The 21,846-nt window shown below is 44.7% G+C and carries 23 protein-coding genes; 17 read left to right on the top strand and 6 right to left on the bottom strand.

The window, feature by feature from the left end; all coding sequences use genetic code 11:
- Positions 1-80 precede the first annotated feature (80 nt).
- Together soj and NYE68_RS21605 are read left to right on the top strand one after the other, a co-directional pair.
- The gene (gene soj, locus NYE68_RS21610; protein ID WP_007409899.1) at positions 81-842 is read left to right on the top strand and encodes a sporulation initiation inhibitor protein Soj; all 762 of its coding nucleotides are present in this window, start codon (positions 81-83) and stop codon (positions 840-842) included.
- Complete coding sequence (locus NYE68_RS21605) at positions 835-1,686, top strand: ParB/RepB/Spo0J family partition protein (protein WP_039253100.1); 852 nt, start codon at positions 835-837, stop codon at positions 1,684-1,686. Before soj ends, NYE68_RS21605 begins: the two co-directional genes overlap by 8 nt.
- A gap of 29 nt (positions 1,687-1,715) precedes the next feature.
- On the opposite strand, the gene yyaC is transcribed toward NYE68_RS21605, so the two are convergent.
- Together yyaC and NYE68_RS21595 are read right to left on the bottom strand one after the other, a co-directional pair.
- Entirely contained in the window at positions 1,716-2,330 is a 615-nt protein-coding gene (yyaC, locus tag NYE68_RS21600) for a spore protease YyaC (protein ID WP_004392969.1), read from the bottom strand.
- Between the two features lie 174 nt (positions 2,331-2,504).
- Complete coding sequence (locus tag NYE68_RS21595) at positions 2,505-3,008, bottom strand: GNAT family N-acetyltransferase (RefSeq protein ID WP_324636183.1); 504 nt, start codon at positions 3,006-3,008, stop codon at positions 2,505-2,507.
- Between the two features lie 143 nt (positions 3,009-3,151).
- Between NYE68_RS21595 and NYE68_RS21590 the strand changes: the two genes are divergently transcribed.
- From NYE68_RS21590 to NYE68_RS21535, 12 genes are all read left to right on the top strand, one after another.
- Positions 3,152-4,177 (top strand): hypothetical protein, encoded by a 1,026-nt coding sequence (locus tag NYE68_RS21590; RefSeq protein ID WP_088005468.1) that lies wholly within the window; start codon positions 3,152-3,154, stop codon positions 4,175-4,177.
- Between the two features lie 85 nt (positions 4,178-4,262).
- Positions 4,263-4,469: a DUF951 domain-containing protein gene (locus tag NYE68_RS21585; RefSeq protein ID WP_004392973.1), complete on the top strand. Its 207-nt coding sequence runs from the start codon at positions 4,263-4,265 to the stop codon at positions 4,467-4,469.
- Between the two features lie 46 nt (positions 4,470-4,515).
- Complete coding sequence (locus NYE68_RS21580) at positions 4,516-6,519, top strand: molybdopterin-dependent oxidoreductase (protein WP_324636184.1); 2,004 nt, start codon at positions 4,516-4,518, stop codon at positions 6,517-6,519.
- Positions 6,520-6,644: 125 nt separating this feature from the next.
- Positions 6,645-7,745 carry a redox-regulated ATPase YchF gene (ychF, locus tag NYE68_RS21575; RefSeq protein ID WP_004392975.1) on the top strand — a complete coding sequence of 367 codons (1,101 nt, stop codon included), beginning with the start codon at positions 6,645-6,647 and terminating at the stop codon, positions 7,743-7,745.
- 111 nt (positions 7,746-7,856) lie between these two features.
- Positions 7,857-8,144 carry a 30S ribosomal protein S6 gene (gene rpsF, locus NYE68_RS21570; protein ID WP_004392977.1) on the top strand — a complete coding sequence of 96 codons (288 nt, stop codon included), beginning with the start codon at positions 7,857-7,859 and terminating at the stop codon, positions 8,142-8,144.
- A 39-nt stretch (positions 8,145-8,183) separates the two neighbouring features.
- Positions 8,184-8,702: a single-stranded DNA-binding protein SsbA gene (gene ssbA / locus NYE68_RS21565; protein WP_004392979.1), complete on the top strand. Its 519-nt coding sequence runs from the start codon at positions 8,184-8,186 to the stop codon at positions 8,700-8,702.
- A gap of 43 nt (positions 8,703-8,745) precedes the next feature.
- Entirely contained in the window at positions 8,746-8,985 is a 240-nt protein-coding gene (gene rpsR, locus NYE68_RS21560; RefSeq protein WP_004392983.1) for a 30S ribosomal protein S18, read from the top strand.
- Between the two features lie 190 nt (positions 8,986-9,175).
- Entirely contained in the window at positions 9,176-9,757 is a 582-nt protein-coding gene (locus NYE68_RS21555) for a bifunctional transcriptional activator/DNA repair enzyme AdaA (RefSeq protein ID WP_061861752.1), read from the top strand.
- Positions 9,754-10,311, top strand: coding sequence for a methylated-DNA--[protein]-cysteine S-methyltransferase (locus NYE68_RS21550; protein WP_061861751.1), 558 nt, complete (start codon positions 9,754-9,756; stop codon positions 10,309-10,311). Before NYE68_RS21555 ends, NYE68_RS21550 begins: the two co-directional genes overlap by 4 nt.
- Entirely contained in the window at positions 10,308-11,066 is a 759-nt protein-coding gene (gene xth, locus NYE68_RS21545; protein ID WP_324636185.1) for an exodeoxyribonuclease III, read from the top strand. Before NYE68_RS21550 ends, xth begins: the two co-directional genes overlap by 4 nt.
- 62 nt (positions 11,067-11,128) lie before the next feature.
- Positions 11,129-12,067, top strand: a complete 939-nt coding sequence (locus NYE68_RS21540; RefSeq protein WP_324636186.1) for a LacI family DNA-binding transcriptional regulator — start codon at positions 11,129-11,131, stop codon at positions 12,065-12,067.
- Positions 12,068-12,123: 56 nt separating this feature from the next.
- Positions 12,124-12,504 (top strand): VOC family protein, encoded by a 381-nt coding sequence (locus NYE68_RS21535; RefSeq protein ID WP_012118934.1) that lies wholly within the window; start codon positions 12,124-12,126, stop codon positions 12,502-12,504.
- Between the two features lie 32 nt (positions 12,505-12,536).
- On the opposite strand, the gene NYE68_RS21530 is transcribed toward NYE68_RS21535, so the two are convergent.
- The gene (locus tag NYE68_RS21530; protein ID WP_007615061.1) at positions 12,537-13,868 is read right to left on the bottom strand and encodes an MFS transporter; all 1,332 of its coding nucleotides are present in this window, start codon (positions 13,866-13,868) and stop codon (positions 12,537-12,539) included.
- Between the two features lie 214 nt (positions 13,869-14,082).
- On the opposite strand from NYE68_RS21530, the gene NYE68_RS21525 reads away from it, so the two are divergent.
- Complete coding sequence (locus NYE68_RS21525; protein WP_063093694.1) at positions 14,083-14,979, top strand: type II CAAX endopeptidase family protein; 897 nt, start codon at positions 14,083-14,085, stop codon at positions 14,977-14,979.
- Here the strand turns inward: NYE68_RS21525 and NYE68_RS21520 are convergent.
- Both NYE68_RS21520 and NYE68_RS21515 read right to left on the bottom strand, forming a co-directional pair.
- The gene (locus tag NYE68_RS21520) at positions 14,976-17,045 is read right to left on the bottom strand and encodes a thioredoxin domain-containing protein (RefSeq protein ID WP_342493993.1); all 2,070 of its coding nucleotides are present in this window, start codon (positions 17,043-17,045) and stop codon (positions 14,976-14,978) included. The two genes, NYE68_RS21525 and NYE68_RS21520, sit on opposite strands and share 4 nt — an antisense overlap.
- Before the next feature lie 149 nt (positions 17,046-17,194).
- Entirely contained in the window at positions 17,195-18,106 is a 912-nt protein-coding gene (locus NYE68_RS21515) for an EamA family transporter (protein WP_324636188.1), read from the bottom strand.
- 128 nt (positions 18,107-18,234) lie between these two features.
- Here NYE68_RS21515 and NYE68_RS21510 point away from each other — a divergent pair, with 128 nt between their 5' ends.
- Complete coding sequence (locus NYE68_RS21510; RefSeq protein WP_053573845.1) at positions 18,235-19,683, top strand: PLP-dependent aminotransferase family protein; 1,449 nt, start codon at positions 18,235-18,237, stop codon at positions 19,681-19,683.
- A 324-nt stretch (positions 19,684-20,007) separates the two neighbouring features.
- On the opposite strand, the gene NYE68_RS21505 is transcribed toward NYE68_RS21510, so the two are convergent.
- A complete protein-coding gene (locus NYE68_RS21505; RefSeq protein WP_053573846.1) occupies positions 20,008-20,793 on the bottom strand; it encodes a 3-hydroxybutyrate dehydrogenase in 786 nt (261 codons plus the stop codon).
- Between the two features lie 118 nt (positions 20,794-20,911).
- Between NYE68_RS21505 and NYE68_RS21500 the strand changes: the two genes are divergently transcribed.
- On the top strand, positions 20,912-21,820 hold the full coding sequence (locus NYE68_RS21500) for a LysR family transcriptional regulator (protein WP_032875365.1): 909 nt from the start codon (positions 20,912-20,914) through the stop codon (positions 21,818-21,820).
- The last annotated feature ends 26 nt before the right edge of the window (positions 21,821-21,846 follow it).

Raw genomic sequence — 21,846 nt, 5'->3', positions numbered from 1 at the left:
GAAAAAAATAAAACGCTTTACTCTTTTTTTGATAAGATAGAAACAAGACAGTACATGTTCATGTGAAGGTAGGTGACATCGTGGGAAAAATCATAGCAATTACGAACCAAAAAGGCGGAGTCGGGAAGACGACGACTTCTGTTAATCTGGGGGCTTGCTTGGCTTACATAGGTAAAAGGGTTCTTCTTGTTGATATTGATCCGCAGGGCAATGCAACGAGCGGATTAGGGATTGAAAAAGCCGATGTGGATCATTGTGTGTACGACATTTTAGTAGATGATGCAGATGTTACAGATATTATTAAACCGACTTCAGTAGAGAACTTAGATGTCATTCCGGCCACGATCCAGCTTGCGGGAGCGGAAATCGAATTGGTTCCGACGATCTCACGGGAGGTCAGGCTGAAAAGAGCATTAGAATCAGTGAAACAAAATTACGATTACATGATTATTGATTGTCCTCCGTCTCTCGGGTTATTAACGATTAATGCGCTTACCGCTTCAGATTCAGTCGTTATCCCGGTTCAGTGCGAATACTACGCTCTTGAAGGATTGAGTCAATTATTAAATACAGTTCGGCTTGTGCAAAAACATTTAAATACCGACTTAATGATAGAAGGAGTGCTTCTGACGATGCTTGATGCCAGAACGAATCTCGGCATTCAAGTGATAGAAGAGGTAAAGAAATACTTTAGAGATAAAGTGTATCAAACCATTATTCCTCGAAATGTCCGTTTAAGTGAGGCGCCGAGTCACGGCAAGCCGATCATATTATACGATCCGCGTTCGAGAGGTGCGGAAGTATATTTAGATTTAGCAAAGGAAGTGGCAGCGAATGGCTAAAGGCGGGCTCGGAAAAGGGATTAACGCGTTGTTTAATCAGGTTGATTTGTCTGAAGAGACAGTGGAAGAGATTAAAATCAGTGATTTACGTCCCAATCCTTATCAGCCAAGAAAACAATTTGACGATGAGTCATTAGCTGAACTGAAGGAATCCATCATTCAGCATGGCATTCTTCAGCCCATTATCGTGAGAAAATCATTGAAGGGCTATGATATTGTAGCCGGCGAACGCCGTTACCGCGCCGCAAAACTTGCCGGTAAAGAGACAGTGCCGGCCATCGTGCGGGAATTATCTGAATCGCTGATGCGGGAAATCGCTCTTTTGGAAAACCTTCAGCGTGAAGACTTATCACCGCTTGAAGAAGCTCTGGCATATGACTCACTGCTGAAGCATTTGGATTTAACCCAGGAACAGCTCGCTAAACGGCTCGGGAAAAGCAGGCCTCATATTGCCAACCATTTAAGACTGCTGACGCTGCCGGAAAGCATCCAGAACCTCATTGCAGAAGGTACGTTATCCATGGGACACGGCAGAACCTTGCTTGGTTTGAAAAATAAAAACAAGCTTGAACCGCTTGTGAAGAAAGTGGTTGAAGAACAGCTGAACGTCCGTCAGCTTGAGCAGCTGATTCAGCAGTTAAACAACAATGTTCCACGTGAAACAAAGAAAAAAGAACCTGTTCAAGATGTTGTGTTAAAAGAGCGGGAATCGTATTTGCAAAATTATTTCGGAACAACAGTAAATATTAAGAGACAAAAGAAAAAAGGGAAGATTGAGATTGAGTTTTTCTCAAATGAAGATCTTGAACGTATCCTGGAACTATTGTCTGAAAGAGAAGCGTAAAAACCATCTTTTTAAAAAAAGATGGTTTTTTATATACGTCTTGTCAGCTTATGAAATGGACTGAGCCGTTCCTGCCGGCCTTCTGATTTATCTGTCAGCTGTAACCCCTCTGCTAAAACATTTGCCATGCTCATAACAAGATGAAGCCTCGTATTCTGCAGGACAAAATACTCCATAAACCCGCTGACATTGACGATTCCATTGATATGGACGTCACCGATTTCAGGAAGATCTTTTTGAACACCTGCTCCGGGCTTCAGCGGCCCATCGCCGATTTGAAATGACCCTACGCTTTTGACGCGGCCTAAACAAGCATCAACCGCTATAATAAACGGATTTTTATGTAGATGTTGAATATCTTTCAGCTTGTCTTTCATATTGACGGCGTGAACAGGATCTGACAGCGTGCCGTAAACGTGCAATCTGCCTAAATTCATTTTTTCTAACTTTGTTCCTACGAGCGGACCTAATGAATCTCCGGTCGACCGATCTGTACCGATACACACGGTGACTAACGGTCTGCCGGCTGCTTTACGTAAAGATGAAGTAAGGATCGCTTGTATTTGATTCGCAGCAGAAGAATCCGTATGAGATACATATTGTTTTGCCCGTTCTTGAGAAAAAAGCCCGCCTTTTCGATTCATAAGGTTCACTTCCTTGTCATGTCATACGAGTAATACATTGTTGTTTTTGGTGTTGTATGGTTGTTTACAGTATATCCAGCGCTGCCTTTTTTTATGCTTATGTCATGATCAGCATGCCGGTTGTTTGAAAAGAGCGGGATAGAAAAAAGAACCCAGAGCGATTGTTCTCTAAGTTCATGAAAGAAATAAGACCATTTGATCTACATCAACATATCGCTGATGATCTAATTTCAGCGCTCTTTTTTCTGTAGAGAAGAGAATAAATCCTAACTGGGCGTAGAGTTTTTTTGCGGGTTCATTTGTTGAGGTAACAGAGAGATGGAGCTGTTCTGTGTCCTTCATCTTTTTTGCACGGCTGATGGCTTCCGTCATTAAAGCTTTTCCCGCGCCTGACCCTCGGTGTTTGGGGGAAATATACATAGAACCGATAACCGCAATGTGTCTTAGTTTAAACAGCGGATGCTTGGAGATCTTGAGGATTCCTATCAGTCTGTCTTTTTCAAAGGCGCCAAGCACGATGGCATTGTCGGCTTCAAGCCTGGCTTTAAATTTTTCGGACGGCCATTCTTTCTCCTCATCATAGCTGACGGCAAATGCGTCGGGGTGATCTTTTAAAGCTTTGAGCCTGATATCGGAGTAAGGCTGGGTATCACTTGCGGTTAAACGCCTGATGTACATGATTTGAGCTCCTTATATAAATAAAATTTTCTGAATAGTTAATCGTCGTTATCATACCATATTTGTCCCATTTGTATGAATGTTTGCCGCTGTCACTCAATATAGTAGCAATATGCGGAGATGATCAGAAATTTTATGAGGTGATGAGGGTGTGGAGAGCCGGGATGAAGTGGATGCTGCTCATATTAAGCAGCCAGATTGGGGCTGGGTATGCAAGCGGGCAGGAAATATGGCAGTTTTTCGGTGTCGAAAGCGGACTGGCTATTGTATTGTTTACAGTCATGTTTACGATTTCGGCTTATATTGTGTTGAAGATCAGCTATCGGGTTCAATCAACGCACTTTTTACCTGTGCTTGAACATCTGATGGGGCCGGCTCTTGCTAAAGTCTATGATGTGCTTATTATGTTTTATTTGTTTTCAATGACGATGGTTATGATTGCCGGCGGCGGTGTGACGCTGCAAATGTACAAGCTGCCGTTTTGGATCGGTATTTTTCTTCTTTGCATTGTGACCGTCGGTTTATTCTTTTGGGATATAAAAGGAATATTATCTCTGAATAGTATTTTGATACCGATTCTTGTAGCGGGACTGTTATATGCATTGGTCTTTTTTCAGACAACCCATCATTACACGTGGACGATAGATTTGACCCGCCAGTATAATTGGCCGGCAAGCATTACCTTCACGTCCTTAAACATCCTTTCTGTTGTCGCTGTTCTTTCTTCAATCGGGAAAGATATGAAGGGACTGGGAGAAGCGAAAATCGCAAGCGTTGCAAGCGGGCTGATTTTCGGTATGATTTCATTTGTTTACAATGAAACGCTTGTACAGCTTTCAGGCAGTCTTACACAATATGAGATTCCTCTTTTCGCCGTTCTTGAAGGCGCTCCTTATCCGTTATTTCTTTGTATGGCCGCCGTGCTTTTTTTAGCTATCTATACGACAACCGTGACCGGTCTGTTCGGGCTGTCCAGCCGCATGCTTGCATTTGTGAAATTGCCGAGATGGACGCTCGTATCTCTTCTTTTAGCTGTGATGGTGCCTTTTACGACAATCGGTTTTTCAGATTTGATCGCGATTTTATATCCCATTTACGGGCTTTTAAGTCTTTATTTGCTGGTATGTCTTCTTCTTTACCCTATTTTAGGGAGATGGAAAAAAGTATAATGCTCATTTTGAGTGCGGCCGTTGCTCTTATCCTGTCTTTTTTTGTACAATAAATAAAGCAGTCTATGGAGAGAGGTGAAGGGTCTTGGCGGATAAAGACTTTGGCCTGAATGATATTGTTGAAATGAAGAAACCGCATCCTTGCGGTGAAAACAGGTGGAAAATCATTCGGATGGGAATGGATATTCGGATCAAATGCACGGGTTGTTCCCACAGTGTCATGATTCCGAGAAGAGATTTTGAGAGAAAGCTGAAAAAAGTACTCGTCAAGCATGAGGAGCCCACATCATAAGGGCTGGCGCTCATGCTTTTTCATATAGAGGAGAGGAAGAGGCCAGATGAGCAAAGTGCATCAGTCAGCGTGCCCGCTGAATTGCTGGGACAGCTGCGGCTTTTTGGTGACAGTTGAGGATGGAAAGGTGACGAAAGTAGACGGAGACCCGAATCATCCCATTACGGAAGGAAAAATTTGCGGCCGGGGCAGAATGCTGGAGACGAAAACGAATGCGCCGGAACGGCTTCGTTTTCCTTTAAAAAAGAAAGACGGCGAATTTGTCCGCATTTCCTGGGAGCAGGCGTTAGATGAAATTGCTGAAAAAATGGCGGTGATTAAGGAGACGTTGGGCACTGCCGCAGTGCTGCACAGTCATGATTACGCCAATAACGGTCTTTTGAAGGCGCTCGACCAGCGTTTTTTCAATGGATACGGCGGTGTAACGGAGATTGCGGGCAGCATTTGCTGGGGTTCCGGCATTGAAGCGCAGCGCTGGGATTTCGGGCGTTCTTACGGGCATGGACCGCTTGATATTTATCACAGCAAGCATGTGATCGTATGGGGCAGAAACGTGTCCCGGACGAATATGCACCTCTATCATCATCTGCAGCAGGTGAAGAAAAAAGGAGCGACACTGACGGTCATTGATCCTATTTTTAACCCGACTGCAAAGCTTGCCGATCGGTATATATCCGTCAAACCCGGCATGGATGGCTGGCTTGCGGCGGGTGTTTTAAAACTATTATGCCAAACCGGCAGAACCGATTCCGATTTCATTCAAAGGCATTCGGTCGGTTTTGAAGAAATAGAAAAGCTTCTGAAGACGATTTCTTTTGAGGAGATCATTGAGAAAACAGAAACGTCTTTAGAAGTGCTTGAATATCTTGCTGATTTATATGCTGACGGTCCCGCCTCCACTTTTATGGGTCTTGGGATGCAGAGATATAAAAACGGGGGCGGGACGATACGGTGGATTGACGCTTTAGCTGCGGCGAGCGGAAATGTCGGTATCAAAGGCGGCGGCGCAAACTTCGGAAATGTGCAAGTCGGTGAAAGCTTTGCAAAGGCCGAGCTCACCCGTCCTGATCTGAAGAAAAGTTCGAGAACGTTTTCGATGATGACTCAAGCTGAAGAGGCGCTGAATGCAGCCGATCCGCCGATTGAGATGATCATCGTGACGTGCGGCAATCCGCTGACACAGGTGCCGAATACAAAAAAAGTGAAGGAAGCGTTTGAAAAAACACCGGTCACAGTGGCCATTGATTCGGTCATGACCGATACGGCGAAGCTCTGTGACTATGTGCTGCCGACGGCCGTTGTTTTCGAAGAGGAAGATATTTTTTATTCCAGCATGTATCATCACTATGTTCAATATGGCAAGAAGCTTGCGGAACCGCAGGGAGAGGCAAAATCAGACTGCTGGATCTGGACGGAACTCGCAAAGCGTCTCGGATTCGGGGAGCTCTTTGATTACAGTACGGAAGATTTCTTGAAAATGGGGCTCTCTTCTTTGGAGAAAGAAGGAATCACCCTTGAGCAATTAAAGGAAAAAGGACATATGCCGCTTCCGGTCAAACAGGTTCCGTGGAGTGATTTTCAATTTTTAACCCCGAGCGGAAAATTTGAATTCGTCTCGTCACTGGCAGAAGAGAAAGGATACAGCGGCCTCCCTCAATTGGAGGTGCCGGAGGAGTCTGTTTATCATGACGCCGGGCTTGCCGGGAAATACCCGTATACGCTGCTGTCCATTCACCCGCAGCGCTCCAATCATTCACAGCACGTGCCGTTTATTGAAAAGCTCCAGCAGATTCAGGTGGACCTGTCGCCGGATATCGCCGAGGAGCTTTCACTTCAAGACGGAGATACGGCAGAGGTATACAATGACCGCGGCCGTCTGCGCGGCAGGGTGAAAATCATGAAGCAGGCTCACCCGAAGACGGTGAATATAGATGAAGGCATGTGGGCGGCATTCGGAGGCTCCGTCAACATGCTCACAAAGGATTCAAATTCCGATAATGGAATGGGAAGTACGCTTTTTGACTGTCTGGTAGCGGTTAAAAAAGGATAATCTAAGGAGAGAGAGGGCGGGAAATGCTTTTTTCTCAGCTTGTCTTTTCCTATGAACCTCCTTATAATTGCTCTAGGTTACAATACGTTTATACGATGATGGTTTGATATAGAGGAGATGAAAGAATGGCTTTAACTGCTGGAATTGTCGGTTTGCCGAATGTCGGAAAATCGACGTTATTTAATGCAATTACCCAGGCTGGTGCCGAATCAGCCAACTACCCGTTCTGTACAATTGATCCGAACGTGGGAATCGTGGAAGTGCCGGATGAACGTCTGCAAAAGCTGACTGAATTGGTGAACCCGAAAAAAACGGTGCCGACTGCGTTTGAATTCACTGATATCGCGGGGATCGTAAAAGGCGCATCTAAAGGTGAAGGACTCGGAAATAAGTTTCTTTCTCATATCCGTCAGGTAGATGCGATCTGTCACGTTGTACGGGCATTCGCTGATGACAATATTACGCACGTGTCAGGGAAAGTCGATCCGATTGACGATATTGAAACGATCAACCTTGAATTGATTCTTGCCGACATGGAGACAGTCGAAAAACGCATCACGCGTGTAAGCAAGCTTGCTAAGCAAAAAGACAAAGAAGCGGTTTTTGAATTTGACATTCTGTCTAAATTAAAAGAAGCTTTCGAACAAGAAAAGCCTGCCCGTTCCGTTGAATTTACGGAAGAACAGCAAAAGCTTGTGAAGCAGCTTCATTTGCTTACGTCAAAACCCGTGCTTTATGTAGCAAATGTAAGCGAGGATGAAGTGGCTGATCCTTCAGATAATGAATATGTTGCGAAAATCCGGGAGTACGCCGCGGGTGAAAACGCCGAGGTTATCGTCGTCTGCGCGAAAATTGAGTCTGAAATTGCTGAATTGGAAGGCGAAGAAAAGCAAATGTTCCTTGAGGAGCTCGGCATCGAAGAGTCAGGTCTTGATCAGCTGATTAAAGCGTCATACTCTCTTCTCGGTCTTGCGACATACTTTACGGCGGGCGAACAGGAAGTGCGCGCATGGACATTCAGAAAAGGCATGAAAGCTCCTGAGTGTGCGGGTATCATCCACACTGACTTTGAACGCGGCTTTATCCGCGCTGAAACGGTTGCTTATGAAGACCTTTTGGCAGGCGGCGGAATGTCCGGAGCGAAAGAAGCCGGGAAAGTGCGTCTGGAAGGTAAGGAATATGTAGTCCAAGACGGAGATGTCATTCATTTCCGATTTAATGTATAGGACACAGTTGTAAAGGGACAAGAGCTTTGGTATAATATAAACTTGTGAGTAATAGAATTATTGCTCCTTGCCCATTATAGGGCCGCTTAGACCAAAAGGAGGTGCAAACAGATGAAAAAGTACGAAGTTATGTACATTATCCGTCCGAACATTGACGAAGAGTCAAAGAAGGCAGTTATCGAGCGTTTCAACAACGTATTGACTTCTAACGGAGCGGAGATCACTGGAACAAAAGATTGGGGTAAACGTCGTCTTGCTTACGAAATCAATGATTTCCGTGACGGTTTCTACCAAATCTTAAACGTTCAGTCTGAAGCTGCAGCGGTTGCTGAATTCGACCGTTTAGCTAAGATCAGTGACGATATCATTCGCCACATCGTTGTTAAAGAAGAAGAATAAGCAATTTGAAATATATAATGTTAAAAGGTGGTCTTTCATATGCTTAACCGAGTTGTATTAGTCGGAAGACTGACAAAAGACCCAGAGCTTCGTTATACGCCAAGCGGTGCGGCTGTCGCCACGTTTACTCTTGCTGTGAATCGTACATTCACGAACCAGTCCGGAGAACGTGAAGCCGATTTCATTAATTGTGTCACTTGGAGAAGACAAGCCGAAAACGTTGCAAACTTTCTTAAAAAAGGAAGCCTTGCCGGCGTAGACGGCCGACTCCAGACAAGAAATTATGAAAACCAGCAGGGACAGCGTGTCTTCGTGACAGAAGTCCAAGCTGAAAGTGTTCAATTTCTTGAGCCTAAAAACAGCGGCGGTTCTGGATCAGGCGGATACAACGAAGGAAACAGCGGCGGAGGCCAATACTTTGGCGGAGGCCAAAATGATAATCCGTTCGGCGGAAATCAGAACAACCAGAGACGAAATCAAGGGAACAGCTTTAATGATGATCCATTTGCCAACGACGGCAAGCCGATTGACATCTCGGATGATGATCTTCCGTTCTAATAGATTATCGCTATATTCATAACGAGAAAGGTGGGAAATGACAATGGCAGGAGGACGCAGAGGCGGTCGTGCGAAACGCCGTAAGGTTTGTTACTTCACTTCTAACGGCATTACGCACATCGATTACAAAGATGTAGATCTTCTTAGAAAGTTTGTTTCTGAGCGTGGTAAAATCTTACCTCGCCGTGTAACTGGAACAAACGCGAAATACCAACGTAAATTGACTATCGCGATCAAACGCGCACGTCAAATGGCTTTACTTCCATACGTAACTGGCGAGTAAGCCGAAAAAAGAGCAAGAGCCTGCGGGCTCCTGCTCTTTTTTTATATCAGTCCCCCTCCATCCTGCCGAAATGTTTCACATGAAACATGGAAGTGCTCCTGACACCTATCTTTGTTATCTTGCTCCTCTATTCAAAAACGCGTACTTATGCAATGAATTTGTTTATACTGAAAAACAGGGGGTGGCTGAGATGGAGACAGACAGAAATATCCTGACTGATGAAAAGTGGAGCGCAATCATACGCAATGATGCTTCTTATGACGGAGTATTTTATTATGCAGTAAAAACGACGGGGATTTTCTGCCGGCCTTCTTGTAAATCGAGAGTTCCGAATAAAGAAAACGTGCTGGTGTTTGATACGGCTGATGCAGCGCTCGAGAGACATTTTCGTCCCTGTAAAAGGTGCCGGCCGAACGGTCTTCGTCTTCCTGATGAAGAATGGATTGCTCAAATCATTGAATACATTGAACGCCATTATTACGAATCTCTGACTCTGAGTGTACTGGCCGAAATGTGTCACGGCAGCCCCTATCATTTACAGCGGACATTTAAAAAAATCAGGGGAATGTCCCCGATTGCGTATATACAGAAAATAAGATTGTCGAAGGCGGAACACCTTTTAAAGCATACTGATATGACAGTCATGGAGATCGCTCTGACTGTCGGAATTCCAAACACAGCGCATTTCGCGACCCTTTTTAAAAAGGGAACCGGGAGTTCGCCCACAGAATACAGAAAAACGGCCAAAATGGGACAGGGAGGTTCAATATGAGTAAAGAGCCTATGATCTATTGGACACTCTTCACACGGAATGATTGGAGCCTGTATACAGCCGCCACATCTAAGGGGCTTTGCTTTATAGGGTCAAATCATGGAAGCTTTGAAGAGCTTGAGCAGTGGGCAAAAAAAGCAATACCGCAATACCGATTGGCACGTGATGATGAAAAGCTGGCGTCTTACACGGCAGAGCTGTCCGAGTACATCGACAATGGCAGATCAGCTTTTTCAGTGCCGGTGGATCTTTACGGGACAGAATTTCAGCTTGCTGTATGGAAAGCGCTTATGGACATACCGTACGGCGAGACATACTCCTATTCGGATATAGCAGAAATGATTCAGAAACCGGCAGCCGTAAGAGCCGTGGGCGCCGCGATTGGAAAAAATCCGGTATTGATTACGGTTCCGTGCCATCGCGTCATCGGGAAAAACGGGAAACTGACCGGATTCAGAGGCGGTTTAGAAATGAAAAAGCAGCTGCTGGCATTAGAGGGCGGAAAAATTGAAACACTGGAATACCGGCTGAGCCGGACAGGAGGGATCACATGAAACTGATTTCTTGGAATGTAAACGGCTTGCGTGCCGTGATGAAAAAGATAGATATCAATACTTACGTTCAGGAAACGGCAGCGGATATTCTATGTCTGCAAGAAACAAAAGTACAGGACGGACAAGTATCATTACAGCCTGAAGGATATCACGCCTATTGGAACTATGCGGTGAAAAAAGGCTACTCAGGCACGGCTGTTTTTTCGAAAGAAAAGCCGCTGCACGTGTTCTATGGACTGGGGATTGACGACCATGATCAAGAAGGACGGGTGATCACGCTTGAATTTGAGAACGTGTTTGTCGTCAACTGTTACACGCCAAATGCCAAACGCGGATTAGAGCGAATTGATTACCGTCTTCAATGGGAAGCCGATTTTAAGGATTATCTGCAGAAGCTTGACCGGAAGAAGCCCGTGATCTTATGCGGCGATCTGAATGTCGCACACAGGGAGATAGACTTAAAAAATCCGAAAGCCAACCGGAAGAACGCCGGTTTCTCGGAGCAGGAGCGGGAAGCGTTCAGCGCCCTGCTGAACGCGGGATTTACCGACTCATTCCGCTATTTATATCCTGACCAGGAAGGCGCGTATTCCTGGTGGTCTTACAGGACGAACGCACGTGAGAAAAACATCGGCTGGCGGCTTGATTACGTCATTGTTTCAGACAGACTGAAGCAGCGGATCAGGCAAGCGGCCATTTGTGCCGATATCATGGGTTCTGACCATTGCCCTGTTGAAATGACAGTGGATTTATGATGAGATAGCAGTAAGAGAAATCCACTCTTGCTGCTTTTTTATCACCGAAAATGGAGGAGCACATGGCAAATATAAAAGAGATTGCGAAACTGGCGAATGTGTCGGTGGCCACCGTATCACGCGTATTAAACCGACATCCGTACGTATCTGAGGAGAAAAGGCGTCTTGTGAATCAAGTGATGAAGGAGCTGGATTATACCCCTAATCGAACCGCCATTGATCTGATTCGCGGAAAGACCAATACAATCGGCGTGATTTTGCCGTACAGCGACCATCCCTGCTTTGACAAAATTGTAAACGGTATCACGAAGGAAGCGTTTGCCCATGATTACGTGACAACCCTTCTCCCCACCAACTATGACCCCGCTATAGAGATGACCTATTTCGAACTGCTGAAAATGAAAAAGATTGACGGACTGATTGTCACGTCCCGCGCGAATGAATGGGAAACCGCTGTGCCTTACCTGGAATACGGTCCCATTGTCGCTTGTGAATATACACAGCATCAAGAGATTCCCTGCGCTTATAATGACAGGCAAGCAGCATACAGAGAAAGCTTTTTGTATTTGAAAAACCGCGGACATCAAGACATTGCTTTTACATGTGTGCGGGAAGCGGAAAAAAGCCCGAGTACGGCCGACAAGGTAACCGCATATAAGGCGGTTTTCGGCTCTCTTGATGAAACCCGCATTCTGGTCGGATGCCATGATATGGACGACGGAAAGCGTGCGGGTGAGCACTTCTGGGGTTTCGACAAGGCGCCGACGGCCATCTATGCGCACAGTGATGACGTGGCTGCCGGCTTGTACCAGTTTGCGAAAGAACAGAAATGGGACGCGGAGATCATCGGCGAGGGAAATCTGAGCGTCAGCCGGGCATTGAATATTCCATCCCTGGAACTTCATTTGGAACGGGTCGGAAAGGAAGCATTTTTATTGTTTTTTCACGAAGAAACGGCTAAAAAACAAATTATGCATCAATTTCAGCGGAAAAAGTCTTGAGCTGAAATGGGTTTCAAGCTTTATAAATAGATTGAGAAAAAAAGGGAGGCGGACATATGCGAATTGAACATGCAGCGATATGGGTGAAAGATTTGGAGCGGATGAAAAAATTTTATGAGAAATACTTCGGCGCCAAGGCCAATGACCTTTATCATAATGAGAAAAAAGATTTCAAATCGTATTTTCTTTCATTTGACTCTGGATGCAGGCTGGAACTTATGAAAAAAGGCGGCATTGATGAAGTTCCGTCACAGAATATGACCGGATGGGCGCATCTCGCATTTTCTACAGGCAGCAAGGAGCGGGTGAATGAATTGACGGAAACGTTTAAAAATGATGGATTTCAGGTTGTAAGCGGCCCGCGCGTGACGGGTGACGGATATTATGAGAGCGTGATAGAGGATGGGGAAGGCAATTTGATAGAAATCACAGTGTAACAGTGCGGAGTGATTCCGCACTGTTTTTTTGATTAAATTTGCTGTGCATTTGTTTTCGGGCCGAAGAGGATTAACAAAACGGAACACAGAAGCCAGCAGCCGCCGATGAACAAAAAGACGCTGATGTAGCCGAGCTTAACGGCAATAAATCCGACGAGCAGGGAGCCGAATATATTGGAAAAACGGCCGAGCCCGTACGCCAGCCCGCTCCCTGCCGAGCGATATTCCGTAGGATACGGTTCCGATGTGTAGGCGTATAGATTTGAGGTGAAGATCCGTTCCGTGACGTTAACGACAAAGCCAAACACAATAATCATGACGGGAATAAACGTCATGCCGTATAACAGTCCGGCAATGGCAGTCAGAAAGGCGCTTGCGGCCAGAATCCATTTCCTTTGGAACGTTTCGGATATCATGGAACCGAGCAATGCGCCAAGCGGCGCGCCGACAGAGTGAAGTACATTGTACCACAGCGTTTTTTCCATGGTGATGCCGTTGCTTTTTAGCAGGCTGGGCACCCATGAAGCAAAGCCGTAAAAGCCAAAGGTTTCAAGAATCCATACCGCTGACAGGATGATGGTGATCTTTAAATTCCTGCCCTGAAACAGCCCTAAGTAGCCTGCGTGCTTCACTGTATGTACTTCTGCCGCCTCTTTTGGCGCGGGAAGCGGGCCTTTTTCTTTCTCTGCACGTGCTTCAAGACGGTTCATAATGGCGTTTGCCTGATCATATGCGCCCCGATTTTCGTGCCAGCGCGGCGATTCCTCAAGCCGGCGGATAAAAAAGAAATAAATGAGTCCGGCCGCCCCCCATACGAATACGAGCCGCCACCCCCATGAGCCTAAAGGAATGACAAAAGCGGAAACAACGTTTGTAACGGGAACGCCGATTAGCCCGATCATGGCGCAAAGGGAGATGTATTTTCCCCGTACGGAGGATGGAAAAAATTCCGCCAAATAGCTGTTCGTCACAATCATGGCGGCCGCGACGCCGAGCCCGGTCAAGAAGCGGAAAATCATTAAGGACGGAATGTCCCATGCCAGCGCATTCAGAAAAGATGAGATCGAAAAGACAAGGACAAAACAATTCAGCGCTTTTTTCCTGCCGATCCGATCGGACAGCCTTCCGCCGATGGACGCGCCTAAAAACATGCCCAGGAAGGATGCGGCCGTGATGTCGGCAATGGTGGACAGCTTCACGCCCCAATGCTCAATCAGCGCCGGAGCCACGTTGCTGAGCGTAAACAGATCAGCGAGATCAAAAAAATAGATGATTCCGAGAGCGGTTAATACTTGATAGTGCACACGTGAAATGGGGAGACGGTCTAATCGGTTCGCTACATTTGAGAATGTCTGATGTTTCATAAAAAACCCCCTGACTTTGCAATTGTAATCAGAAAATACTGTGAATTTATCTGACGAATACATTATAAAGGTCTTTTTTTGGCAAAAACAGAGTGTAAATAACCAGAGCCAAAGGAAACGGCATAGCGCTTTCTTCTTAAAATATATAACATTTCCTATATCTGTTTCTGTTTATATTGTAAAATGTTGAAGGAAAGGAAGTTGATGCATAAATATGAATACGTTTGTACGGCCCGCAGAGGGAAAAAATAGTGTATCGAGATATATTCTTTCTCTGTTGGTCATTGTGGGTTTGTTTTTTTTCGGAAGCATACTGACCGTGTTTTATATGTTTCTCACGTCCGCTTTCAATCCTTCACTGACGATAAATTGGGATGAGGGGGCATTAAGTGACCCGCTGGCGGATATTTATTTACAGCATATCGTCTATTTCATAGCTATTCCGGGCATTTGGATAGCGGTTCGTTTCATTATGAAACGGCGGTTTTTATCCATCATCACACCGAATCAGTCGCTGAACTGGAAGAGAATTTTCTTTGGATTCGGCACATATGTTGTGCTGATGTTTATCGCGGGGCTGATTGATTTTACAATTCATCCGGATCGTTTCATGCTTCAGGAATTCCATGCTTCACGTTTTCTGCTGCTGTTAGCGGCGGCTGTCTTGTTGGTGCCGATTCAAACTTCTGCGGAGGAATTTCTCTTTCGCGGTTTTTTGCTTCAGTTCGCCGGAAAATTGACGGCAAATGCGGTGGTTCTGACAGTCATTATCGGCGGATTATTCGGCGCACTTCATTTCGGGAATCCGGAGATGGATAATGGGGCTCTCTGGGCGGGAATCGGATATGTCACCATTGGCATGATCTGGACCTTTATCACGATTAAAACGGGCAGTCTGGAGATGTCCCTTGGCGGTCACGCTGCCAATAATATGTTTTTATTTATCTTTCTCACAGAGGATCATTCGGTGTACGGCGGCATTCCGTCGATATTTACAACAGCAGCCGGCGGCTATGAAATATATGATTGCATATCGACTCTGGTGATCAATATCATCTTCGTATGGCTCGCGTTCCGTTTTGTGAAAAAAGAAAAGCAGCAGGCCGCCTAGGCTCTGCTGCTGATTTGTAAGGTGTTCATCGCTTCATCAATATCCGTCGTCGGCCTCCGGCAGGCGAAATTCTCACAAATGTAGACCGTTGTCTTCCCGTCGATCATTTGATAACCCGCGGCAAATTCAGAAATGCCGGCAAGCTCTTCCGGATGTTCTGCGGCGAGAATCGTATAGGCGGGAGTGAAATGCTCCTGAAGCGCCTTAATGAAACGTTTTCTGTCCGGGTCATCTTTCCTTCCGAAAACAACGATTTCTTTTTGGGGCATTGTATGTGCCAGTACGCTTTGCATGAAGAAAGCGTTGCTGCTCGGATAGGCCTCTATTTCCCGTTTGAACACGGAAAACATCGCTTCGGCTTTTTCAATCAGTGATATATCACCCGTCAGGCGGCCGAGACGAAGCAGCTGTACGGCAGCCGCGCTGTTTCCGGAAGGCACGGCTCCGTCATAAACCTCTTTTTCCCTGACAAGAAGGGTCTCAGCATCATTCCCCGTAAAGAAGAAACCTCCGTGCCGTTCATCCCAGAACAGCTCCAGCATGCTTGTACATAACGTTTTCGCTTTCTGCAGATAAGACGGATTAAAACCCGCTTCATACAGTTCAAGGTAAGCCCAGATGAGAAAAGCGTAATCATCGATAAACCCTTTGTTTTTCACTTCGCCCTCGCGATAGCGGACCATGACGCGCCCGTCCGGCATGAGGTGCCGTTCGAGAAAGCGGATCGCTGTTTCCGCCATGCTGAGAAAGTCAGGCTCGTGAAATACCTTTGCGGCTTTTGCCAGCCCGGCAATCATGAGCGCGTTCCATGAGGTCAGCACTTTGTCATCTGTATGCGGATAGCTTCTGTTTTCACGGGCCTCCAGCAATTTTGTTCTTGCCTCTTCAAGGCGTTCGGCCAGCTCATGTCCGGTGAGGCCGGTCTCTTCGAGGATGGCCTCACGCCGCGTAAAAATGAGGTGCGGGATGTTTTCGCCTTCAAAATTGCCTTGATCTGTGATGTTATACACCTTGCAGTAAAGCGGGCCGAGTTCATCACCGAGAAGGTTCATAATTTCTTTTTTGGACCATATGTAATATTTCCCCTCACGGCCTTCGGTATCAGCGTCTAAAGCTGAGAAAAAGCTGCCGTCTTCATGCATCATTTCCCGCTGAATAAACGTTACGATCTGCATCGCAATCTGTTTGTAGCGCTCATTACCCGTGACTTGATAGGCTTCCGTATAGGCGGTCAGGAGAAGGGCGTTGTCATACAGCATTTTCTCAAAATGCGGCACGAGCCATTCATTATCAGTCGAGTAGCGGGCAAAGCCGAACCCGATGTGGTCAAAAATCCCGCCGTTCGCCATGCCGTCGAGTGTCTTGGTTACGCCGGCCAAAGCCTGTTCCTTGCCCGTATAGCTGTAGTAGCGAAGCAGAAACATGAGCATATGCGGCATCGGAAATTTTGGAGCCTGGCCGAACCCGCCGTACACTGTATCAAACCCGCCGGCCAGCTGGCGATACGTGTCATGAACAGCCTGTTCGCCAAGCATGCCCTCGGTCGGGTGAACCTTGACTTCAAGATGAGCGGCGGCGTTTTCGGCGATATCCTCGACATGCTGCCGGTCATTCGCAAACGTTTCGGACAGATGTTCAAGCACATCGATAAAGCCCGGACGGTTAAATTTGCTCGTCTTCGGAAAATATGTCCCCGCATAAAACGGCTTCTGATCTGGTGTGACGAACACGTTCAGCGGCCACCCACCCTGCCCCGTCATCAGCTGGCAGATTCTCATATACACGGAATCCACATCAGGCCGCTCCTCACGATCAACCTTGATGGCTATGAATTTATCGTTTAATATACCGGCGATCTCTTCGTCCTCAAAGGACTCGTGGGCCATTACGTGGCACCAGTGACACGTCGAATAGCCGATGCTGACAAGAACCGGCTTGTTTTCGCGTTTTGCTTTTTCGAAGGCTTCTTTTCCCCAAGGATGCCAGTTTACGGGGTTGTGGGCGTGTTGGAGCAGATAGGGGGACTTCTCCGTGATTAAACTGTTGGGTTTGCTATTGTTTGGCATGGGCTCACCTGCTTTCTATTAATATTTGTATGTTTAACATACCACAATCCTCTAAAAAAATTCATACACTCAACTTTGTGAACCACACCCAAGTCATTAAAAAGGAGAACGGCTTATGACTCTATTTTCAGGATTAAACTTCATCCACCTTATTGCTTTTTAGATAAGAAATAAGGATTTAAAATCTTTATCGTTTTATTTACTGTTAGATAGGTGAAACACACTCCGCCGACTGTAACCATCCCGCCTGTCAGTGCAATAAACGCAGGCACCTCACCTAACCACACCCAAGAAATGGCCAAGGCTACGGCTGGTGTTAAATAAAGTGAAATGGTTGCTTCTGAAGCACCGACGAGTGAAGTTACATACGCAAGTGCAAAGTAAGGCACAACCGTTGGTAATAAACCTAAGTAAACGATAGACAATGTTGAGTTCATTGAAGCGTTCAAAAACTCTTCCCCTAAGCCAGGCAGAAACACAAGCATAGGTACTGTCCCGCCCCAAATAGTGAATGTAACGAATGGAATAAATCCATATTTTTTTATATAGCGAGCTTGAAAAACGAAATAAATACTCTCCGAAAAAGCTGCCAGCAGGATTAACAAAATGCCGTTCACTGAATTTGTATAGTTTCCTGCCCCAAATGAAATGATCGACACACCCAATAAACTTATGATAGAGCCAATCCATTTATAAAGCCCAAAATGTTCACCAAAAAACAGACGGGATAACATTGCAGAAAAAATAGGTGTCATGGTCACGAGTAAGCTTGCTGTCCCTGCGCTGACTGTTTTTTCTCCGATATTCAGCAAAATGTGATATAGTGCAAAACCTAAAAATCCTAACGATAAAATAGCAGGGATATCCTTCATGTCAGGTAAACGCATATGAGTCAAAACAGCAAAAACCAACAGTGCCATTGACCCAATCAACAAGCGAAACAAAGCGAGGTGTTCCGGCGTGTAACTCTCCAAACCCGCTCGAATTCCCGGGAAAGCTGATGCCCACAACCCAATCATCAGACTGTAAGATATACCGATTCGAACTGTTTTCTTTCTCATCTTTCTCACTCCTCTTTACAAAAACCAACCAGTTATTTAATGTGTTTCTATATTAATAAAGATTTGATGATATGACTTCAACCAGTTAAATAGATTTTGACCCAACCACTTTAAGGAGGATCCTTTTTATGAGCGCTCCAGAAGAAAAAAAGATGAAAAAGCTTCCTAAGTACATACAAATCATTCAATTTATAAAAGAGAAAATAGGAAATGGAGAATGGCCGATTGGAAGTAAGATTCCAAGCCAGCGCACGCTTGCTAAACACTTTGAGGTGAACAGGAGCACAGTCATTACAGCTTTAGAGGAATTGACGGCGGATGGATTAATCGAAGGCAGAATGGGCAAAGGGACAGTTGTTACGAACAATACATGGACACTTTTGGCTAAGAATTCCGCCCCCGATTGGGATCAGTATGTAACCTCCGGAATCCAGCAGCCAAGCCAAAAAATCGTTCAAGAGATCAATAAATCAGAATCAAATTCTGATCTTATACAGCTCAGTAAAGGAGAACTTTCACATGAGATTTTTCCTTTAGCTGTTATGAAAGAGATCATGGGAAAGGTATCTCAAAACATAGAGGCATTCGGATATGAGGAACCAAAAGGATATTTACCTTTGAGAGAGGCATTAAGCGGCTATTTAAGAACAATCGGCATTCAAGCGTCTCCTTCTTCCATTCTTATTGTTTCGGGCGCACTGCAAGCCTTGCAGCTGATATCAATGGGGCTGTTACAAAGGGGATCGACCGTATTTCTCGATCAGCCTTCCTATCTTTATTCATTACACGTATTTCAATCAGCCGGTATGAAGCTGACTGGAGTTCCTATGGATAACGATGGGCTTTTGCCGAGACAGATCCACATGGCAAGGGGGGAACGGGGGAGGGCTATCTTATATACAAATCCTTGTTTTCATAATCCGACAGGTATTTTAATGTCAAAAAAGAGACGGGAAGAAATCCTTGCGGCAAGTGAGAATGCACAGCTTCCCATTATTGAAGATGACATTTATCGTGAGTTATGGATAGATGAGATTCCTCCAGATCCTATTAAAACAATAGATAAAAATGGGCATGTGCTTTACATAGGCAGTTTATCGAAAACGTTAAGTCCGGGCTTGAGGATTGGATGGATCGTCGGTCCGGAACCAGTGATTGAACGTTTATCCGACATAAAAATGCAAACAGATTACGGCTCCAGTTCGTTATCTCAGAGAGTAGCGGCAGAGTGGTTTACATCCGGTGAATACCAGCAACATCTAGAACAGGTGAGAAGTCAATTAAAGGTGAGAAGGCAATTGGTCATGAGTCTCTTAGAAACCAATTTGAAGAATGTCGCTATATGGAATATGCCGAAGGGAGGATTCTTTGTCTGGGTAAAAATATTGCCTTCACTATCTATGAAATTACTTTATACAAAAGCTTTGACAAAAGGGATACTTCTCAATCTCGGCAGTATCTATGCTCAAGAAAAAGGGAATTATATTCGCTTATCATATGCTTATGCATCTCTTGAAGACCTTCAAAAGGGAATTTATGAATTGGGTTTGATGATTAAGGAATTGGCAAGCAGATAAATATATAATGATTACTTTAATAGAAAGAGACATGCTATCAATGACAAGAATCGGCTTGTTTTCGCGTTTCGCTTTTTCAAATGCTTCTTCCCCCTCATGAAAACCAGTAAAAAAGCCGCTAACAAAGCGGCTTTTCTTAAGTTAAGATGCAAAATGTTAAAAAAAGGTTAATCTTTGCCCTCCTTGTTTTATTCAAACTTCAATTGTATGGCTATGTCTTTCCTAGAAGAATCGGCTTGGTTTTTGAAGAGTAAATCATTTACAGAAATTCTTATATCACAGATGATGAATAGCGCTTTGCCGATTTGATTTCGTACATTTAGATCATTGGGCCGTATAACCGCCGTCCATTACGACTGCCTGCCCTGTAACGCCTTTCGCTTTGTCACTGGCGAGGAATACTGCGTAATCAGCGATTTCTTGCACGGCTAACAAACGTTTTTGAGGAACCAAGGGGTAAATGACTTCTTCAAACACCTTTTCTTTAGAAATGCCTCTAGTCTCTGCAATATCTTTTAACTGGTTTTGCACCAATGGAGTGTCGATATATCCCGGGCACAAGGCGTTGACGGTAATTCCGTATTCCGCTCCTTCCAATGCTGATACTTTAGTTAAACCGATCAAACCGTGTTTAGCGCTGCAATAAGCTGCTTTCCCTGCAAAACCAATTAAACCATTTATGGAAGCCATATTGATGATGCGGCCAAATTTTTGTTTTTTCATCAAAGGGAATACTCTTTTTGTCGCACTAAAAGGAGCAGTAAGCATTAATTTCAGCATAAATTCAAACTTATCAGTCGGGAAGTTTTCTATATCCGACACATGCTGAATCCCCGCATTGTTTACCAGAATATCCAATCGTCCAAAGGTTTCAAGTGTCTTAGAGACACATTTTTCTACTTGTTCTTCGTTTGTTACATCACAAACCGCAGAGAGGACTTCGTATCCTTGTTCCGTAAGTTCCTCAGCTGCATGTTGCACGGCTTTTTCGTTCAAATCGGAAATCACAACTTTTGCGCCTTCTTTAGCGAATTCACGTGCAATTTCTAAACCAATTCCACTCGCCGCGCCTGTAACAAGAGCAACTTTACTTTCCAATAATTTACTCATAGTAACCCCTCCAGAATTCATTTTGGTCTCCTAAAAGTTTACACCCAGCAGTTGTATAAGTAAAATGAATAAAAAGAATATAATGTATTCGTTAAACTTATGGAATGGAGATCATACGATGGATATACGCCAAATCACATACTTTCTTGAAGTTGCTAAATCCAACAGTTTTACTAAGGCATCAGAAAATTTGCATTTGTCACAGCCTGCCTTAAGTAAGATGGTGAAAAGTTTGGAAGAGGAATTAAAGGTTGAGCTCATTGATCGTTCAGCTAGACAAATCGCTTTGACAGATGCAGGCGAAATTGTATTTGAGCAAGGCCAAATGATTATGAAGTCAATAGATGACTTGTCGACGAACTTATACGATCTTTTACATTTAAAAAAAGGAAAAGTGAAAATTGGAATACCGCCGCTTATCGGTGTCTTGTTTTTTCCTAAAATCATTAAAGGATTTAAACAATTGTATCCTGATGTGAACATCAAGCTGATAGAACATGGGGGAAACAAGGTGAAACAGGAGGTTGAAGATGGGGTACTGGATCTTGGCGTGGTTATTGAACCAGTGGACGAAGAGCAGTTTGATATCATTCCATTGCTTAATGAAGAACTGATGCTCTTCGTTCATTCCGCTCACCCGCTTGTTCATAAAGAGATTGTGGAAATGCAAGACTTGAAAAATGAACCTTTCATCCTGTTTAGTGAAGACTTCTCTCTTCACGATCGGATTATTCAAGAGTGTATTAGAGCCGGTTTTCGTCCAAATATCGTTTATGAAAGTTCTCAATGGGATTTTATCAGCGAAATGATTGGAGAAGAACTAGGTATTTCCATTTTTCCTCAGTCTATAGTGAAAAAGACTGATCAAAGTTTAGTTAAGGCAATTTCCATTGTCAATCCATCAATTCCTTGGAAAGTGGCGATTATTTTAAAAAAAGGCAAATATGTTTCACACGCAGTACGCGAATTTATCCGGTATATTTCATTTTTTTGTAAGAGTAATTACGTAAATCAAGATAACTCATGAAAAAAATGAATGATTTTTATAGTTTT

The sequence above is a fragment of the Bacillus sp. FSL R5-0447 genome (assembly GCF_038606125.1).
Lineage (GTDB): Bacteria > Bacillota > Bacilli > Bacillales > Bacillaceae > Bacillus > Bacillus velezensis.
The sequence above is the reverse complement of the archived record's forward strand: the minus strand, read 5'-3'. Positions and strand labels throughout refer to the sequence as shown.

Bases quoted from the DNA above. Each gene is read 5' to 3' on its own strand.
- rpsR (WP_004392983.1), top strand. From the start codon at position 8,746: ATGGCAGGAGGACGCAGAGGCGGTCGTGCGAAACGCCGTAAGGTTTGT.
- NYE68_RS21595 (WP_324636183.1), bottom strand. From the start codon at position 3,008: ATGTACATCAGGCGTTTAACCGCAAGTGATACCCAGCCTTACTCCGAT.
- NYE68_RS21505 (WP_053573846.1), bottom strand. From the start codon at position 20,793: ATGAGTAAATTATTGGAAAGTAAAGTTGCTCTTGTTACAGGCGCGGCG.
- NYE68_RS21515 (WP_324636188.1), bottom strand. From the start codon at position 18,106: ATGAGAAAGAAAACAGTTCGAATCGGTATATCTTACAGTCTGATGATT.
- yyaC (WP_004392969.1), bottom strand. From the start codon at position 2,330: ATGAATCGAAAAGGCGGGCTTTTTTCTCAAGAACGGGCAAAACAATAT.
- NYE68_RS21535 (WP_012118934.1), top strand. From the start codon at position 12,124: ATGCGAATTGAACATGCAGCGATATGGGTGAAAGATTTGGAGCGGATG.
- NYE68_RS21555 (WP_061861752.1), top strand. From the start codon at position 9,176: ATGGAGACAGACAGAAATATCCTGACTGATGAAAAGTGGAGCGCAATC.
- NYE68_RS21530 (WP_007615061.1), bottom strand. From the start codon at position 13,868: ATGAAACATCAGACATTCTCAAATGTAGCGAACCGATTAGACCGTCTC.
- NYE68_RS21590 (WP_088005468.1), top strand. From the start codon at position 3,152: ATGAGGGTGTGGAGAGCCGGGATGAAGTGGATGCTGCTCATATTAAGC.
- NYE68_RS21550 (WP_061861751.1), top strand. From the start codon at position 9,754: ATGAGTAAAGAGCCTATGATCTATTGGACACTCTTCACACGGAATGAT.
- xth (WP_324636185.1), top strand. From the start codon at position 10,308: ATGAAACTGATTTCTTGGAATGTAAACGGCTTGCGTGCCGTGATGAAA.
- ychF (WP_004392975.1), top strand. From the start codon at position 6,645: ATGGCTTTAACTGCTGGAATTGTCGGTTTGCCGAATGTCGGAAAATCG.
- ssbA (WP_004392979.1), top strand. From the start codon at position 8,184: ATGCTTAACCGAGTTGTATTAGTCGGAAGACTGACAAAAGACCCAGAG.
- rpsF (WP_004392977.1), top strand. From the start codon at position 7,857: ATGAAAAAGTACGAAGTTATGTACATTATCCGTCCGAACATTGACGAA.
- NYE68_RS21525 (WP_063093694.1), top strand. From the start codon at position 14,083: ATGAATACGTTTGTACGGCCCGCAGAGGGAAAAAATAGTGTATCGAGA.
- NYE68_RS21500 (WP_032875365.1), top strand. From the start codon at position 20,912: ATGGATATACGCCAAATCACATACTTTCTTGAAGTTGCTAAATCCAAC.
- NYE68_RS21540 (WP_324636186.1), top strand. From the start codon at position 11,129: ATGGCAAATATAAAAGAGATTGCGAAACTGGCGAATGTGTCGGTGGCC.
- NYE68_RS21510 (WP_053573845.1), top strand. From the start codon at position 18,235: ATGAGCGCTCCAGAAGAAAAAAAGATGAAAAAGCTTCCTAAGTACATA.
- NYE68_RS21580 (WP_324636184.1), top strand. From the start codon at position 4,516: ATGAGCAAAGTGCATCAGTCAGCGTGCCCGCTGAATTGCTGGGACAGC.
- NYE68_RS21605 (WP_039253100.1), top strand. From the start codon at position 835: ATGGCTAAAGGCGGGCTCGGAAAAGGGATTAACGCGTTGTTTAATCAG.
- NYE68_RS21520 (WP_342493993.1), bottom strand. From the start codon at position 17,045: ATGCCAAACAATAGCAAACCCAACAGTTTAATCACGGAGAAGTCCCCC.